Below are 15,944 nucleotides of genomic sequence, written 5' to 3' on the forward strand. Positions count from 1 at the left end.
TGAGCAAGCGATTGAACGCTGCAAACGCGCGCCTGCTCACGCAGACCCATCCGGGCGTAGCGTGCCAAGACATTCCATCCGCATGGCGATCAAGCCTCTGGCAAGCGGCGTCATGCATACCGCTGGTGCTCTCCTTCACGTACACGATTACGGACGTTCCCCACACCACGCGTAATAGGCGTGTTCTGCACTGCAGTCGCCAGCGCAGGCAGCGTCAAACGCGATGACCGCAGCACGGATTGCCTGTTTTGCGACGCATCGGCAGGTCTGCTCGGACACGCTGCGCACAGGGGCGCACACGCTGCGGATGGCACGCGTGCGATCCGCATCCGGCCGATCGCACGCGCATCTGCGGGCGGCGCTTACCTGCTCGGTTCGACCGGTGCCGATTTGTCCGCAGGCGCGGCTGGCTTGGCCGGTTCGGCAGGGGGCTGCTTGTCCGCAGGCGCGGCCGGCTTGGCTGGGTCAGCTGGCTTGGCCTTGTCGGTCGCCGCCGGGCGCGCTGCCGCCGGCTTGGGCTCGGCGGCTGCCTTGGTGGCCGCCTTGGCCTTCTGTGCGGCCTGGGCTTTTGCCTTGAGCGCGGTTTGCGCCTTGGCGGCTGAGCCGGGCTGCTTGAGTTCGGACAGGGCCGCGGCGATCGGGCCATCGCCCGGCAGCACGTCGCCGGCGCTGTAGCCCTCCTCGCCTTCGTCGTCGCCACGCAGGTGGCCCGGCAAGGTGGCTTCGCTGTAGTCGGTCAGGCTGGCCGGCACGTCGGCGTCGCCCGGCTGCGGTTCGGGCGCGAGTTGCACTTCAGGCACGATGCCGCTGGCCTGGATCGACTTGCCGCTGGGCGTGTAATAGCGCGCGGTGGTGAGCTTGACCGAGTCGCCGTTATCCAGCGGCAACACGGTCTGCACCGAGCCCTTGCCGAAGGTGCGGCTGCCGATGATGCGCGCGCGCTGGTTGTCGCGCAGCGCGCCGGCCAGCACTTCCGAAGCGCTGGCCGAGCCGGCGTCCACCAGCACCACCACCGGTGCGCCGCCGAGCAGGTCGCCCGGGGTGGCATCGAACTTGGCGTCGCTGATCGAGATGCGCCCGCGGGTGCTGACGATGTTGCCCTTGTCCAGCAGGTCGTCGGCCACCTGCACTGCCGACGTCAGCAGCCCGCCCGGGTTGCTGCGCAGGTCCAGCACCAGGCCGCGCAACTTGCCGCCGGCCTGCAGCTGCTTGAGGTTCTTCTGGAAGTCGGCGCCGGTGTCGGCCTGGAAGGTGCTGATGCGGATGTAGCCATAGCCCGGCTCCAGCAACTTGCTGCGCACGCTGGCCACGCGGATGGTCTGGCGCTGCAGGGTCACATCGAAGGGCTTGGGCGCCTTGTCGCGCACGATGGTCAAGGTGACCTTGCTGCCGGATTCCCCGCGCAGCGGTTCCATCGCCTTGCTGGCATCGATCGGCTTGCCGTCGATGGCCACGATCACATCGCCTGCGCGGATCCCGGCGCGCGCCGCCGGCGTGTCGTCGATCGGCGCGATCACCTTGAGCGTGTTGTCCTGTTGCTGCAACAGCTCCACGCCGATGCCGTCGTAGGCGCCGGTGGCCTGTTCGTCGAAGGCTTCGGCATCTTCCTTGTCGAAATAGGTGCTGTGCGGGTCCAGGTCCGAGAGCAGGCCGCGCACGGCTGCATGCATCAGTTTCTTGTCTTCGACCGGGTCGACGTAGGCCTGCTTGACTGCGTTGTACACCGCCACGAAGCGGCGGATCTCGTCCAGCGGCACCTTGGAGACGGCGGCTTCGTTGGCTTCCGGATCGTCCGCAGTGGCCTGGGCGGCGGCGGGACTGGCTTTCTGCGCCCAACCGGGTGAGGCGAACAACGCCAGCGACAGGGCAACGGACAGAACGGCTACGCGCATGAAGCACTCCGGCAAAGAGACAAGACGCCCCGCACGACGGAGCTGACCGGATTATGCGCGAAGCAGCGGTAAATCCGCGTTGAATTGCGCGCCGGCTGCAGAGGCAGTTCGGTGGCGGCCAGCTGGCGGCCGACTTGAAAGGTGGATGTGCGGCGCCCTGGCGCCGGCAGGCATCTGCCATTGGCGTGTGGCCAGCGCCATGGCGTCTGACTCCGCATCCGCGCGTCAGCGACCGACCGCGGTGTACGCACGCTCCGCGATGTCTGCGAACACCATGGCGCTGCCGGATCACCGGGATCGGTCGGCCTGTCGCAGCGGCCAGGCAGGCCGCATCCGCGCAATACCGCTGCCACGCACTGGCCGGCAAAGCCTGGTCGATGCAATGACCAGGCGCTGGGCCAGAACCAATCCACGCTGATCAACCACTTCGGCAACGCCCTGCAGCACGTTTGCGCTCGGTGCGATGCGCAGCGTCTGCACGCGCGCACCACACGCCACCGTCAACGCCGCTGCAACCAGCTTGATGGGTCGACGGGCTGCCCATTGCGCCGCAACTCGAAGTACAGCGCCGGCACGCCCTGCCCGCCCGAGCTGCCGACCTTGGCCACTGCCTCGCCGCGTTTGATCGCCGCGCCGGCATCGCGCAGCAAGGTGTCGTTGTGCGCGTACAGGCTCATGTAACCGTTGCCGTGGTCCACGATCAGGATCATGCCGTAGCCGGTCATCCAGTCGGAGAACACCACCGTGCCGTCGGCCACCGCAGTGACCGTGCTGCCCTTGGGCGCGCCGATCAAGACGCCCTTGCTGGTGTGCCCATCGGGCAAGGTGGCATTGAAGCGTGCCAGCAGATTGCCCGACACCGGCCAGCTGAGCCCTCCGACCTTGGGTGCAGGTGCGCTGGCGATGACCTTGGGCGGGGTTTTGCCGGGGCGCTCCGGGCGATCGGTCTTGCCGCGTTTGGCCTGCGCCGCGGCCTCGGCGGCGGCGCGCTTTGCAGCCGCGCGGCGTTCGGCTTCGGCCTTGGCCGCGGCCGCACGCAGATTGGCGAGCAGTTGCTCCAGCGACTTGGCATCCTGGCCCAGCGCCTTTTCGCGCTCGGCGCGTTGTTTGTAGCGATCGTCCAGCTGCGCCACGGTGGCCGCCTGCTGCGAACGGTCCTTCTGCAAGGTGGCGGCCTGCGCCTTCTGCTGCGCGCGCGCGGCATCCAGCGCCTGGCGCCGGGTGGCGATGTCCTGTTCCACCTTGGCCAGGGCATCCAGTTGCGTGGTCAGCGCATGGATCCGCTGCGCGCGTGCGTTCTGCACATAGCGGTGATCGGCGAGCATGCGGTTGGCATCGCCGACCGTGTCCTGCGACAGCAACACCTTCAACGGTGCGTTGCGGCCCACCTGGTCGGCGGCGCGCAACAATGCGGCCAGCTGCGTGCGCTGGTTCTGCAGGCCGCGCTGCAATTGCGCACGGTCCTGCTGGAGCGTGGACAGATGGTGTTCCTGTGCGCGCATCGCCGCTTCGGTTTCGCTCAGGGCACGCGCGGTCTTGGCAACCTTTTCGTCGGCCTGGCGCAGTTGCTGGGCCGCGGTGCCGCGCTTGCCTTCCAGCTCGCGCCGGTCGGCGCTGATGGTCTTGAGCTCGTCGCGCAGCTGCTGCAGCTTGCGCTCGGTCTCGCGCTGGTTCTGCGCGCCCGCGCCGACGCTGCCGAGCAGCATGCAGGCCAGCACGCTCGCAGCCAGCCACCTGCGCCCCACGCCGGTGGCGGAGACGAGCGGCGGACGCGACAGCGGTGCGGGCGAAGGGGCCAACGAACGATCCAGTGACTTCAGGCAGGTGCGCGATTGTAGCCAAGCATGGTGTGATCGCCGCCACGCCCAAGACAGCCGCCACCGCGCGAGGTTCAGCATGAAGCCCCAGTCTCTCCTTCTGGCATTGTCCCTGGCCTGCTCGACCGCCTGGGCCGATGATGACATCAGCAAGGTCAACGGCCGCATCAGCGCCGAGGCCGGCAAGACCTACGGCGGCCTGGAAACGGTCAACGGCTCCATCGAGATCGGCGCCGGTGCGCAGACCAAGGATGTGGAAACGGTCAACGGTGGCATCAAGATCGGCGATGGCGCCCGCACCGGCGATGTGTCCACGGTCAACGGCGCGATTTCCCTGGGCCAGAAGGTCATCGTGTCCGGTGGGCTGGAAACGGTCAACGGCAGCGTGCTGGTGGAGCGCGGCAGCCAGGTCAGCGGCGGCGTGGAAACGGTCAACGGCAGTATCGGCCTCGTCGGAACCGACCTCGGCAAGGGCATCGAGACGGTCAATGGCGACATCACCGTCGGGGTGGGCTCGCATGTGCGCGGCGGCATCGAGGTGACCAAGCCGAACTTCGGCTTTTCCTTCAAGCCCTCGCGCAAACCCCGCGTGGTGATCGGCCCCAAGGCAGTGGTCGATGGCCCGCTCCACTTCGAGCGTGAGGTGGATCTGTATGTGCATCGCACCGCCAAGGTCGGCGCGGTCACCGGTGCCACCGCACGTAGCTTCGATTCGGACGTGGCACCCAAGGACTGACGCGCTCACCACACGCACGTTCTAAGATCGGAACTCCGTCGCACGAGGAGTTCCGATGCCCCGCAAGATCCTGTTGTGCCTGGCCGCGACCCTGGCCCTGGCCGGTTGCAAACGCGAATCGGCCGACACGCCGTCCGCACCGGCCGAGCAGACGCCGGCCGATGCCACGCCCAGCGCACCGGTCAGCCGGCACGCGTTCTCGCCCGAGCTGACCGGCGGCGACTTTGCCGAACTGGTCAAGACGCTGGCCTCGGACGACTTCGAAGGACGCGGACCGGGCACGCCTGGCGAAGAAAAGACCGTGACCTATATCCGCGACCAGATGCAGCGCATCGGGCTGCAGCCGGGCAATGGCGACAGCTGGTTCCAGGACGTGCCGATGGTGGAAACCACCGCCGATGCGGCCACCGCGCCCAGCCTGCGCAGCGGCGAGCAGACCCGCACCCTCGCCTTCGGCACCGACATCGTGGTGGGCACGCGCACCGGCCAGGCCGAGGTCAAGCTGGACAACAGCGAGCTGGTGTTCGTCGGCTACGGCGTGGATGCGCCCGAGCAGCAGTGGAACGATTACGCCGGCCAGGACTGGAAAGGCAAGACGGTGGTGATGTTCGTCAACGACCCCGGCTTCCATACCAACGATGCCAAGTTGTTCGACGGCAAGCGCATGACCTACTACGGGCGCTGGACCTATAAATTCGAAGAGGCCGCGCGCAAGGGCGCAGCGGCAGCATTGATCGTGCACGACACACTCGGCGCCAGCTACGGCTGGGATGTGGTCAAGAACTCCTGGTCCGGCCCGCAATACGATCTGCCGGCCAAGGACGACCCCGATCCGCGCCTGCCGGTGCAGGGCTGGATCAGCGCCGACACCGCCAAGCAGCTGTTCGCCAATGCCGGGCTGGATCTGGCCCAGGCCTACAAGGACGCCAGCAAGCGCGGCTTCAAGCCGGTGCCGTTGAAGGCCAGCTGGTCGGTGGACCTGAAGAGCAGCATTGCCGAGAAGACCTCGCGCAACGTGGTCGGCGTGCTGCCAGGCAGCAGCCATGCCGACGAGGCGGTGCTGTACATGGCGCACTGGGATCACCTGGGCAAGCATCCGGGCGAGAGTGGCGACAACATCTACAACGGCGCGGTGGACAACGCCACCGGCGTGGCCGGCATCCTCGAAATCGCCGATGCGTTCGCGCATCAGGACCCCAAGCCGGCCCGCTCGGTGGTGTTCGTGGCGGTGACGCTGGAAGAATCCGGCCTGCTCGGCTCCAAGTATTACGTGGCCAACCCGAGCTTTCCGCTGGACAAGATCGCGGCGGTGATCAACCTGGATGCGATGTCGGTGGCCGGGCGCGCACGCGATGTCACCGTGGTCGGCATGGGCAGCTCGGAGCTGGAAGACATCCTCAAGCCGATCGCCGCGATGCAGGGCCGCACGCTGCACGCCGAAGCCACGCCGGAAAGCGGCTCGTACTTCCGCTCGGACCACTTCAACTTCGCCAAGGCCGGCGTGCCGGCGCTGTATGCCGACGGCGGCGAAGACCTGCGCGAGGGTGGCACCGCTGCCGGACGTGCGGCAGCCGAAGACTACGGGCGCCATCGCTACCACGCCCCCGGCGATGAGTACGATGCGGCCACATGGAAACTAGACGGCACCATCGAAGACCTGCAAGCGGTGTACGGCGTGGGCAAGGAAGTCGCCGCCGGCGACCGCTGGCCGAACTGGTACCCCGGCAACCCGTTCAAGGCTGCACGCGACCGTATGCTGGCCGGCAAGCCGGGCACCGGCACGGCGGCAGCGCAGCCGGGCGCAGCCGAGAACGCTCCGAACAATGCCAAGCCGAACAAGGCCAAGGATTCGGACGCAAACGACGCCGCGCCTGCGCGGTGAGGCGCTTGCCGCTGCTGCGGTGGGCAATGCAGATCGCGCCGCTGTGCGAGCGGTCGCAGCCTAGGCGACTGCCTGCATGACAAAGGGCCTCCGATTGGAGGCCCTTTGCTTTTCATCCATGCTTCGTGCGGAACGGTAGCGAGCTGGCTGAAACACACTCGCGGCATCGCCGGGATCCAGATCAGGGTCGGTACGGGCTAAAACTGCTGTTCGGCGCGCAGCTCAACCAGCGCGTTGCCCTACCCGCCCGACGACGCGCGCCCTCAGGCACTCAATCGTTGTCGACACTGACCACGTGCCCATCGTCGGGATCCACGTGCAGCTCGACCTTTTGCCCGTTGCGCTTTGCATCGGCCTTCCACAGGCCATCCTTGAACTTGAGATCGTGCACGTCCGCGTAGCCGCCGGTGGACAATGCCGCACGGACGTCGGCTTCGCTCAGCCGCGAGGTGGTCTGGTCGCCATAGACGCGGCCAGTCACCGGATCGATGTGGACATCCACATCCTTGCCATCGCCGCTGCGGGCATCGGCAGTCCACACGCCGTGCTCGAACTTGACGTCGTGCACCTTGGTGTAGCCCTTGGCGGTCAACATGCTGGTCACCTCATTGGAGGTGAGGGCCTTGGCCGGCTTGGCGGCGTCCTGCGCGAACGCGCCCTGCGAAACAAGCGTCAATGCGCCGATCAGCGCGGTGGTCATCATGCGACGTGCCATGGGTAGGCTCCTGCTGTGAAGTGCCGCCATGCTGGCTGCCTCGGGATCGTAGCCGGGTGAAAACAGGGACGATTCGATCAGGGAAATTCAGTTAACTGAAACCTGGTGTCGCCCTTCATCGCTTCTGCACTGCGGATTTACATTTCAATTCCAGCAAGTCCGCACTGCGGGACACGTAGCGGCTGCGGCCGCTCGCGCAGCCCCAACGAAAAAGCCGCCTTGCGGCGGCTTGTCATCTCGTGGCGCGTATTCAGCGCTTGGTGCGTGCCGTGGAGGCAGGTAGACGTGCGGCGGTGGTGCCGGGTGCACGGGTTGCGCGTGCGGCCTGCGGCGAGAGGATGGTCATCTGCGGTTTGTCGGTGCCGTCCTTGTTCGGATGCACGTTGTAGGCGTAGGACAGGTTCCACCACGAACCGGCCGCCCACCACGTCCAACCCAACCACACGTCTGCATTGCTCTCCATGTAGCCGAGCATGCCCTGCAGCGCTTCGTTGCAGACCTGATTATTGGCGGTACCGAACTCGGCCAGAAAACCGCGCTTGCCATTGGTGCGCAGCCATTCGGTGAAATTGCGCAAACGCCCGGCGCCAACAGTGGAACTGACGCAGACGCTGCTGGTGCCGCTGGAATCGGCGTCCAGGTATTGATGCACTTCGAACGCGTAACGGTTGAGCGGGTCGTAGATGGACGCCAGCGCAACGGCGTTGGAATAGCCATCGCTGGTGGGCGAGTACCAGCTGTGCGCCCCGGTCCACGAGGCGCCCGGTACCAGGATCAGATTGTTGGCACCGGTTCTGCGAATTGCATCGATGGCGGCTTGCGCGGCACCAGCCCATTGGCTGGAGGAAATATTATTGGGCTCGTTCATCAACCCGAAGATCACCGCATTATCGCCATTGAATGCCAATGCGAGACGGCGCCACAGGTCGCTAAAGGTGGCCACCGGCACTTCCGGCCCGCCAATCTTGTAACCGTAGTACTTGGCGTAATTGTGGATATCGATCACCAGATACATGCCCGCAGCCTTGGCGCGCGCCACTGCCTGCTGCACCAGCGCCAGCTGCGCCGGATCCAGCTCGCCGCGCGCGCTGGGCTGCAGACGTTCCCACAAAATGGGCAAGCGGATCGTATTCATTCCGACCCCGGCGAAATACGTGTAATCGCTGGCCGAGGCGTACATGTAATCCTTGTTGAGCACGCCGGGTTTTTTGGAGGATGCGAATTCTGCACCGGATAAATTGACGCCGGCGTAAGTCAGCGCGCGTGTTTGCGCATGCGCCGACGACAATCCGGCCAGCAACATGAAACACAGGGCGCACAGGGAAAGATGGCGTAGTGAGAAGGACGGACGTGACATGAAGCAACTCCTGACGGGGAAGATGCGTCGCCGCCCCGATGGCGTGCGATCGGCGCAAGTTGCGCTGCATCTGTGTGTTGCAATGCATCACGTGTGCCAAAGCGCGGTATTCCAGCGATTTAGCCGAAAAGTGCGAACCAATGCGCACTTAATAAGGAAGCGCGCGTTTATGCGTGCATACCGGTTATCAATAAACTGTTGGGTTTACCGGATACGTACCGGTATGTGCCGAGATACCGGCGTTATTAAGCGATGCGTCATTTGCGTGGCGCCATCGCAGTGGCGCAGCCATGACGCATCGCAATCAATGCGGTGCCGTCGCTGGGAGGGCACCGCTGAACAGGGCAATTCACCTAGTGGCGATGCGCCTGCAAGACGCTGCGGCCTGCGGCCGGAACCGGCGTGTAGCACCTCTACACGCCGGTTCCCGAGTGCCGGCAACGGCCTGGCAGCCTCTCACCAGGTTTTCCTGATCGCTCCAGGCGAGCTTGGGTGAATCAGCGCGCGATGCGACGCGCATGCGCGCTCAGGATGGGAAGCTGCGGTTTGTCGCGTCCGTTGCCATCCGGCTGCAGCGTGAACGGGTAATCGGCGCGCCACCATGCGCCAGCGGCCCAGACGCTGGAGCCCAACCAGACATCGCGGTTGGCTTCCAGATAACGCAGCATGCCGTCCAGCGCGAGCATGCAGGTGCGATTGCTGGATGACCCAAACTCGCCCAAGAATCCGCGCTTGCGCTGGCTGCGCAGCCAACCGGTGAAACTGCGCAGGCGCTCCGCACCGATGGTAGCGCTCACGCAACTGGCGCTGGTGCCGCTGGAATCGGTATCCAGATACTGGTGTACCTCGATGGCGTAACGGTTGAGCGGGTCGCGAATACTGGCCAGCGCAACTGCGTTGGATTGCCCGGCGATGGTGGAATACCAACTGTGCGCTCCGGACCACAGCGCGCCAGGCACCAGGATCAGGTTGTTGGCGCCGGTGGCGCGGATGCCGTCGATCGCTGCCTGTGCGGCGGCAGCCCAGTTCTGCGGCGCAATGTCGTAGGGCTCGTTCATCAGCCCGAAGATCACCGCGTCATCGTTCTTGAACGCCACGGCCAACCGCCGCCACAGGTCGGTGAAGGTGGCGATCGGCACGCGCTGGGTACCGATCTTCTGCCCGTAATACTTGGCGTAATTGTGGATATCCACGATCAACACCATGTGCGCTGCCTTGGCATTGGCCACGGCCTGTCGAATCAGCGCGAGCTGTGCGGGCTCCAGCGCGCCCTGGTTCTTGGGTTGTAGTCGCTCCCACAACACGGGCAGGCGCACCACATTCATGCCGGTGTCGGCGAAGTGCTGGTATTCGCCCGGAGTTGGATAGCGATAGTCGACATTGACGATGCCGGGACGTCTTGCCGAGGCGATTTCGGCACCGGAGAGATTGATGCCTGCATAACGCAGTGCACCGCTTTGCGCCTGCGCGCGTGGAAGCGCGGCCAGCAATAGCGCGGCCAGCGCACAGCACAGCAGCTGGCGCGGCCAGGTGGGGGAGAGGGACATGGGGGAACTCCTGAAGCATCTACGGGGGGGAGATGCGTTGCATCGCAGTTGCTCGCAAGCACAACGCATCGATCACCAGCCTATGCGCATCTGCGGCGCGCAACTACGGATGCGAGGTATCACTGCATCAAGCTGTGCAGTGCTTCGCAGTTGCGAGCTGTTTTCTCGATGCATCGCGCGCGTCGCGAGAATGCCTTGAATCCGCAGCGCTGCTGCAACTTCGCAATGGTATTGGTCGCATCAATGCATCGGCGTTGATGCGATGACAGGAGCTGCGCCAACGACCGCATGCAGCTACACGCATGACACGTTCCTGCACGGATGCGCCTAGCACTGCAACCACGACGCACGCAGTGGGGTGAGCGTGCGTTGCGGGTGTAGCGCGCGATGCACTGCCATGATCGTGTTCGATCGCGGTGCGTCCATCTTCAAGAGTCAGCGCCCCCGGTGACAACGACAGCTGCATCCACCGAAGCCAGACGTGCAGCATCGATGCACCGAGACCCCCATCGAAGCCAGACGTGCATCATCGATGCACCGAGACCCCATCGCGCCGACTTTCGTCCACCGCCTGGATGCCATCGATCTGCTGCTGCGCCGCCCAACAACCAGCGCCAGCCGTGGACACTCCAACGCGGCGCAAAAAAAAGCGGGCGACCTGCACAGCATCGCCCGCGTCCTGCCGCTTGGACCGCTGCCCTCAGTGCTTGCCGGCGCGGCGTGCGTACTTGCTCAGAATCCTGATCTGCGGCTTGTCGCTGCCGTCCTTGCCCGGTTGTACAGTGAAGAAGTAATCCGGCTTCCACCAGGCGCCCGCAGCCCACCAGGTCCAGCCCAGCCACACGTCGCTGTTGTTTTCCATGTAGGTCAGCATGCCTTCAAGCGCCTTGTCGCAGACCGGATTGTTGGCGGTGCCGAATTCGCCCAGAAAGCCCTTCTGCTTGTTTTCGCGCAGCCAGTCGGTAAAGCCGCGCAGCTTTTCTTCGCCGACGCTGTCGCTGGTGCACTGCGGCTTGGTGCCGCTGTAGTCGTTGTCCAGGTACTGGTGCGCTTCGAAGGCCAGGTTGTTGCCGGGGTCCTTGAGGATGGCCAGCGCCTTGGCGTTGGAGCCGCCATAACTATTGCTGCGCCAGCTGTGCGCGCCGGTGTACGCCGTGCCCGGCACCAGGATCAGATTGCGGGCGCCGGTCTTGCGGATCGCGTTGATCGCGCCTTGCGCGGCTCCCGCCCAGTCGGTTGCGGAGATGCCGTTGGGCTCGTTCATCAGCCCGAAGATCACGGCCTTGTCGTCCTTGAATTCCAGCGCGAGCCGGCGCCACAGATCGGCCAATGCGGCAGCGGACACCTCGTCGGTGCCAAGGCGCTTGCCGTTGTATTTGGCATAGTTGTGCAGATCCAGGATCAGGAACTGCTTGTTCGCCTTGGCCGCTTCGAGCGACTTCTTGATCAGCCCGAGCTGCGCGGTATCCAGCTCGCCGTTGAGTTCGGGTTGCAGGCGCTCCCACAGGAACGGCAGGCGGATCGTATTCATGCCCTTGCCGGCGAAATAGGCGAAATCCGACGCGGCCGGATAGGTGTAGTCCTTGAACAAGGTGCCGGGCTTCTTGCGCGAGTTGAACTCGGCGCCGGATAGGTTGACGCCGACATATTTCAAGCCGGCGGACTGCTTCTTCGGACCATCGGGCTCTTTGGCGTGCGCCAACGGCATCGCAGCCAGCAAGGTCAGTGCAAGTGCGACGCGACGCAGACTCGGGAATTTCGGGGGAGCGCGGAACATGGAAGCCTCCTTCGGCATCGACGTGGTGGCCGCAGGGGGAGGGCACGGCCAGTTGGGATGGTGCAGGGCAAGGCGCTGCCTGGTCAGCCTAGGAGCTTGGGCGTTAGCAGACCATTCACGCGTGCAACGCAGCGTTGATCGCGTGCAAACGGGCGCAGCCGGTATCATGCCGGCTCGGTAGCGTTCGCTGCAGAACAGCCAACATGCATCGCCACAGGCGTGCGAGAGGCCGCTGTTCCGGCGAATCACCGCTTTTGTCGTCCGACTCCTGCGCGGACGACGCAACACCGGAGTCCTGACCCCATGAGCCAAGCCCACGCCTTTGCCGCACAAGCCGCCGACCAGCCGCTTGCCCCGTTCGTGTTCGAACGCCGCGCGCCCGGTCCCGACGATGTCCAGATCGAAATCGCCTACTGCGGCGTGTGTCACTCGGACCTGCATACCGCCCGCAACGAATGGCATAACACGCGGTATCCGTCCGTGCCGGGCCACGAGATCGTCGGCCGTGTGACTGCCGTCGGTGACGCCGTCACCGGCTTCAAGGTTGGCGACCTGGCCGGCGTCGGCTGCATGGTCGACAGCTGCCGCAGCTGCGCCTCCTGCCAGGAAGGCGAGGAGCAGTACTGCGAAGCCGGCTTCACCGGCACCTATAACGGGCCGATGTTCGGCGGCGGCGAGAACACCTACGGCGGTTACTCCGACCATATCGTGGTCGACCAGAAGTACGTGCTGCGCATCTCCCACACCGACAATCTGGCCGCCGTGGCGCCGCTGCTGTGCGCCGGCATCACCACCTACTCGCCGCTGGCGCACTGGAAGGTGGGCCCGGGGCAGAAGGTGGGCGTGGTCGGCCTGGGCGGCCTGGGCCATATGGGCGTGAAGATCGCCAAGGCGATGGGCGCCACCGTGGTGCTGTTCACCACCTCCGAGAGCAAGCGCGCCGATGCAATGCGCCTGGGCGCCAGCGAGGTGGTGATCTCCAAGGACGAGGCGCAGATGGCGGCGCAGTACAACACCCTGGATTTCATCCTCAACACCGTGGCCGCCCCGCACAACCTGGACCCGTTCCTCAACGCGCTCAAGCGCGACGGCGCGATGGTGCTGGTGGGCGTGCCCGAGGAGTCGCACCCGTCGCCGGCGGTGTTCAACCTGGTGATGAAGCGCCGCACCCTGGCCGGCTCGCTGATCGGCGGCATCCGCCAGACCCAGGAAATGCTGGACTTCTGCGCCAAGCACAACATCGTCTCGGACATCGAAACCATCCGCGCCGACGAAATCAACGCCGCCTACGAGCGCATGCTCAAGAGCGACGTGAAGTACCGCTTCGTGATCGACATGGCGACGTTGGACAAGGCGGCCTGATTAGTTGTTGCGTAGAGCTGTAATGCTACCGTCTGCGTCGTTGTCCGATGCAGACGGTAGTAGTTCTGGTATTTCGCCGATGGCTTAATCAACGATTTGGACACAGGGTTCCTTTGCGCATAGAACGTTAATGCACTCATAGTGGTCCGCGATAAAAAATTCCATGACTTCGCCGTAAAACCCTGTTGGAACATGCGACTGAAGTATTTCATCGTGCTGGCTCCATCCACCAGAAGTAACCTGTGAGACGATCGCTCCCTTTATCTCATCAAATGATTCCATGTTGCAGCGCCAAAATTCGGAGAAGTCTCGTTCGTCCAATATCTTTACGCCGACAACATCACTGAAAATAATTTGGACAGTCCTGTTTGAGGCAGCGGCAGTCAAATGCACGATGCAGCTGTTTTTCTCATAAAAAATCTTTGAAACTGATGTGTATTCAGTTAAAACTGAGCTGGGCAAGCTACGTAAACTCAATCTCTTCATGTCTCAATTAAAATCGACCCGAGCCTAGGTTTGGTTTGTGCTGATTCTTATTAAGATCAAACGTGCGGACCCCAGTTGGAGCGAGAGATTACGTCGGATACTCAAACGTAGTCGCGTGGGCTTGGCCCAAGATATCTCCGTATAGTATCCACTGCGATTGATCTTGTGTTGTTGTGAAAACAAACCATAGCGCGCCGATCCGAAGAGTTGGAATCCGCAGCTCCCGATGATCAAAGGTGCCTCGGCGATTTAGGAATATGCCAACAGTAAGTGAGCTTGAAGAGTATTTTGTCAAGCCATCGATGATTGCTTGAATGTTGGACGAGCTGTTCAGTGATTCCGGAACCAGCTCCTTCAGTTGAATCGGGGCAAAGTGTCGTGTACTTCTCTCTTCCCAGGTTGCAATGAAATCATAATCCGATGCCTCGATGGGACTGAAGCGCACGTGCACTCCAAGGTTACGTGACATGCCTAAGCTAAAGAGCGCAGCCTGCCTGTACTCTCGTGCACTTTTGAACTCGTTGGTGCGTAAATGTCGAATACGAGGCGGAACGTCCGGCCCAATTGCTAATTCGATCTCACGCAGCTCTCGAAGCGCGACTTCGGGATCTCTATACGAAAGACTCTTTGCCTCGTTGAGCCAGGCGCGATCCATATATGGCCCTCAACGACTCACGCCGCAGCCGGCTCCTTGACCTGCGCTTTGACCCCAAGCAGCTGCACGATGCTGCCCGCCGCATCGCGGCCTTCGGCCACGGCAGTGACCACCAGGTCGGCGCCGCGCACGCAGTCGCCACCGGCGAACAGGCGCGGGTTGCTGGTCTGGTAGGGCAGGCGGCCGTTGTCGTCGGACGGTGCGACGATGCGGCCGTTGCTGCCGGCTTCCACGCCCTGCGAGGCCAACCAGTCCGGCAGGGTCGGCGAGAAGCCGAAGGCGATGATCACCACGTCCGCTTCCAGCAGCGATTCGCTGCCTTCCACCGGCATCGCGTTGCGGCGGCCGCTGGCGTCGGGTTCGCCGAGCCTGGTTTCCACCACGGTGACGCCGATGGCCTCGTCGTCGGCGCCGGATTCGATCGACAGCGGCTGGCGGTTGAACAAAAAGCGCACGCCTTCCTCGCGCGCGTTGGCCACCTCGCGCGCCGAGCCCGGCATGCTGGCCTCGTCGCGGCGGTACGCACAGGTGACCTTGGCCGCACCCAGGCGGATCGCGCTGCGCACGCAGTCCATGCCGGTGTCGCCGCCGCCCAGCACCACCACGCGCTTGCCGTTGAGGTCGGGCAGCGCCATCTGGTCTTCCCAGCCGGCGATCGGCCGGCCGTGCGGGTCGTTGCCGCTGACGATGCGGCTGTTCTGCACCAGGAACGGCAGCGCCGGCAGCACGTTCTTCAGATCCTGCCCGGGCAGCCCGCCATCGGTATAGCGGTAGGCACCGGTGCCCAGGAACACCGCGTCGTATTCGCCCAGCAACTGCTCGATGCTGATGTCGCGGCCGATCTCCACGCCCAGGCGGAACTGCACGCCCATGCCTTCCAGGATCTCGCGGCGCTTGCCGATCACCGACTTGTCCAGCTTGAAGCTGGGGATGCCGAACTGCAGCAGCCCGCCGATCTGCTCATAGCGGTCGTAGACCACTGCTTCGATCCCGGCACGCACCAGCCGGTCTGCGCAGGACAGGCCGGCCGGGCCGGCGCCGATCACCGCCACCCGCCAGCCGCTCGGCTGCACGTTGCCCAGGTCCGGGCGCCAGCCCATCTTGAAGGCGGTATCGACGATGTATTTTTCCACCGCGCCGATGGTGACCGCGCCGAATTCCTCCAGCGTGCAGCTGCCTTCGCACAGGCGATCCTGCGGACACACCCGCCCGCACACTTCCGGCAGCGGATTGGTGGAATGGCATAGCGCGGCGGCTTCCTCGATGCGGTTTTCCTGTACCAGCTGCAGCCACTGCGGAATGGCGTTGTGCACCGGGCATTTCCAGCTGCAGTACGGATTGCCGCAATCCAGGCAACGGCCGGACTGGTACTGCGCGTCGGCCTTGTCGAACTTGCCGTACAGCTCGCCCCAGTCGCCGGAGGTACGCAGCTCCACCGGAATGCGCGTGGGCATGGTCCGGGGCAGGTCGAGGAATTGGAAGGCTTGCTTGCGGCTCATAAGAAAATCCGTGGCTGATTCCCTTCTCCCGCGTGCGGAAAAAGGTGCCCCGAAGGGGCGGAAAAGGGGCGGCGGGGCCTGTGCCCTCACCCCCGACCCCTCTCCCGCCAGCGGGAGAGGGGAGTACTGCGACGACTCTGACGATGTGCTGCCAGCATTGCGACTGCAGTCCTTCTCCCGCCTGCGGGAGAAGGTGCCCCGAAGGGGCGGATGAGGGTT

The 15,944-nt window shown here is 64.3% G+C and carries 12 protein-coding genes; 3 read left to right on the forward strand and 9 right to left on the reverse strand.

Going from position 1 to position 15,944, the window contains the following annotated elements; translation table 11 throughout:
• Positions 1-362 precede the first annotated feature (362 nt).
• Positions 363-1,892, reverse strand: coding sequence for a S41 family peptidase (locus VZ068_RS00110; RefSeq protein ID WP_349656486.1), 1,530 nt, complete (start codon positions 1,890-1,892; stop codon positions 363-365).
• 500 nt (positions 1,893-2,392) lie between these two features.
• Complete coding sequence (locus tag VZ068_RS00115; RefSeq protein WP_259159011.1) at positions 2,393-3,691, reverse strand: peptidoglycan DD-metalloendopeptidase family protein; 1,299 nt, start codon at positions 3,689-3,691, stop codon at positions 2,393-2,395.
• Between the two features lie 97 nt (positions 3,692-3,788).
• On the opposite strand from VZ068_RS00115, the gene VZ068_RS00120 reads away from it, so the two are divergent.
• On the forward strand, positions 3,789-4,445 hold the full coding sequence (locus VZ068_RS00120; protein ID WP_259159014.1) for a hypothetical protein: 657 nt from the start codon (positions 3,789-3,791) through the stop codon (positions 4,443-4,445).
• Between the two features lie 55 nt (positions 4,446-4,500).
• Complete coding sequence (locus VZ068_RS00125; RefSeq protein ID WP_349656487.1) at positions 4,501-6,327, forward strand: M28 family metallopeptidase; 1,827 nt, start codon at positions 4,501-4,503, stop codon at positions 6,325-6,327.
• A 271-nt stretch (positions 6,328-6,598) separates the two neighbouring features.
• Here the strand turns inward: VZ068_RS00125 and VZ068_RS00130 are convergent, their stop codons facing one another.
• From VZ068_RS00130 to VZ068_RS00145, 4 genes are all read right to left on the reverse strand, one after another.
• Positions 6,599-7,042 carry a PepSY domain-containing protein gene (locus VZ068_RS00130; RefSeq protein ID WP_259159018.1) on the reverse strand — a complete coding sequence of 148 codons (444 nt, stop codon included), beginning with the start codon at positions 7,040-7,042 and terminating at the stop codon, positions 6,599-6,601.
• A 250-nt stretch (positions 7,043-7,292) separates the two neighbouring features.
• Positions 7,293-8,399 carry a glycoside hydrolase family 5 protein gene (locus VZ068_RS00135; protein WP_349656488.1) on the reverse strand — a complete coding sequence of 369 codons (1,107 nt, stop codon included), beginning with the start codon at positions 8,397-8,399 and terminating at the stop codon, positions 7,293-7,295.
• 497 nt (positions 8,400-8,896) lie between these two features.
• On the reverse strand, positions 8,897-9,889 hold the full coding sequence (locus VZ068_RS00140) for a glycoside hydrolase family 5 protein (protein ID WP_349657790.1): 993 nt from the start codon (positions 9,887-9,889) through the stop codon (positions 8,897-8,899).
• Between the two features lie 757 nt (positions 9,890-10,646).
• Positions 10,647-11,723, reverse strand: a complete 1,077-nt coding sequence (locus tag VZ068_RS00145; RefSeq protein WP_349656489.1) for a glycoside hydrolase family 5 protein — start codon at positions 11,721-11,723, stop codon at positions 10,647-10,649.
• Between the two features lie 303 nt (positions 11,724-12,026).
• On the opposite strand from VZ068_RS00145, the gene VZ068_RS00150 reads away from it, so the two are divergent.
• A complete protein-coding gene (locus VZ068_RS00150; protein WP_259159025.1) occupies positions 12,027-13,085 on the forward strand; it encodes an NAD(P)-dependent alcohol dehydrogenase in 1,059 nt (352 codons plus the stop codon).
• Positions 13,086-13,169: 84 nt separating this feature from the next.
• On the opposite strand, the gene VZ068_RS00155 is transcribed toward VZ068_RS00150, so the two are convergent.
• The 3 genes from VZ068_RS00155 to VZ068_RS00165 all read right to left on the reverse strand — a co-directional run bounded on the left by VZ068_RS00155 (position 13,170) and on the right by VZ068_RS00165 (position 15,725).
• Positions 13,170-13,571, reverse strand: coding sequence for a hypothetical protein (locus tag VZ068_RS00155; protein WP_349656490.1), 402 nt, complete (start codon positions 13,569-13,571; stop codon positions 13,170-13,172).
• Positions 13,572-13,659: 88 nt separating this feature from the next.
• The gene (locus VZ068_RS00160; protein WP_349656491.1) at positions 13,660-14,226 is read right to left on the reverse strand and encodes a hypothetical protein; all 567 of its coding nucleotides are present in this window, start codon (positions 14,224-14,226) and stop codon (positions 13,660-13,662) included.
• Between the two features lie 17 nt (positions 14,227-14,243).
• On the reverse strand, positions 14,244-15,725 hold the full coding sequence (locus VZ068_RS00165; protein ID WP_349656492.1) for an FAD-dependent oxidoreductase: 1,482 nt from the start codon (positions 15,723-15,725) through the stop codon (positions 14,244-14,246).
• Positions 15,726-15,944: the final 219 nt, after the last annotated feature.

It is taken from the genome of Xanthomonas sp. 10-10, from assembly GCF_040182365.1.
GTDB lineage: Bacteria > Pseudomonadota > Gammaproteobacteria > Xanthomonadales > Xanthomonadaceae > Xanthomonas > Xanthomonas arboricola_F.

Excerpts from the sequence above, each read along its gene's own strand:
- VZ068_RS00110 (WP_349656486.1), bottom strand. The coding sequence starts at position 1,892 with ATGCGCGTAGCCGTTCTGTCCGTTGCCCTGTCGCTGGCGTTGTTCGCC.
- VZ068_RS00120 (WP_259159014.1), top strand. The coding sequence starts at position 3,789 with ATGAAGCCCCAGTCTCTCCTTCTGGCATTGTCCCTGGCCTGCTCGACC.
- VZ068_RS00125 (WP_349656487.1), top strand. The coding sequence starts at position 4,501 with ATGCCCCGCAAGATCCTGTTGTGCCTGGCCGCGACCCTGGCCCTGGCC.
- VZ068_RS00130 (WP_259159018.1), bottom strand. The coding sequence starts at position 7,042 with ATGGCACGTCGCATGATGACCACCGCGCTGATCGGCGCATTGACGCTT.
- VZ068_RS00135 (WP_349656488.1), bottom strand. The coding sequence starts at position 8,399 with ATGTCACGTCCGTCCTTCTCACTACGCCATCTTTCCCTGTGCGCCCTG.
- VZ068_RS00145 (WP_349656489.1), bottom strand. The coding sequence starts at position 11,723 with ATGTTCCGCGCTCCCCCGAAATTCCCGAGTCTGCGTCGCGTCGCACTT.
- VZ068_RS00150 (WP_259159025.1), top strand. The coding sequence starts at position 12,027 with ATGAGCCAAGCCCACGCCTTTGCCGCACAAGCCGCCGACCAGCCGCTT.
- VZ068_RS00155 (WP_349656490.1), bottom strand. The coding sequence starts at position 13,571 with ATGAAGAGATTGAGTTTACGTAGCTTGCCCAGCTCAGTTTTAACTGAA.
- VZ068_RS00160 (WP_349656491.1), bottom strand. The coding sequence starts at position 14,226 with ATGGATCGCGCCTGGCTCAACGAGGCAAAGAGTCTTTCGTATAGAGAT.
- VZ068_RS00165 (WP_349656492.1), bottom strand. The coding sequence starts at position 15,725 with ATGAGCCGCAAGCAAGCCTTCCAATTCCTCGACCTGCCCCGGACCATG.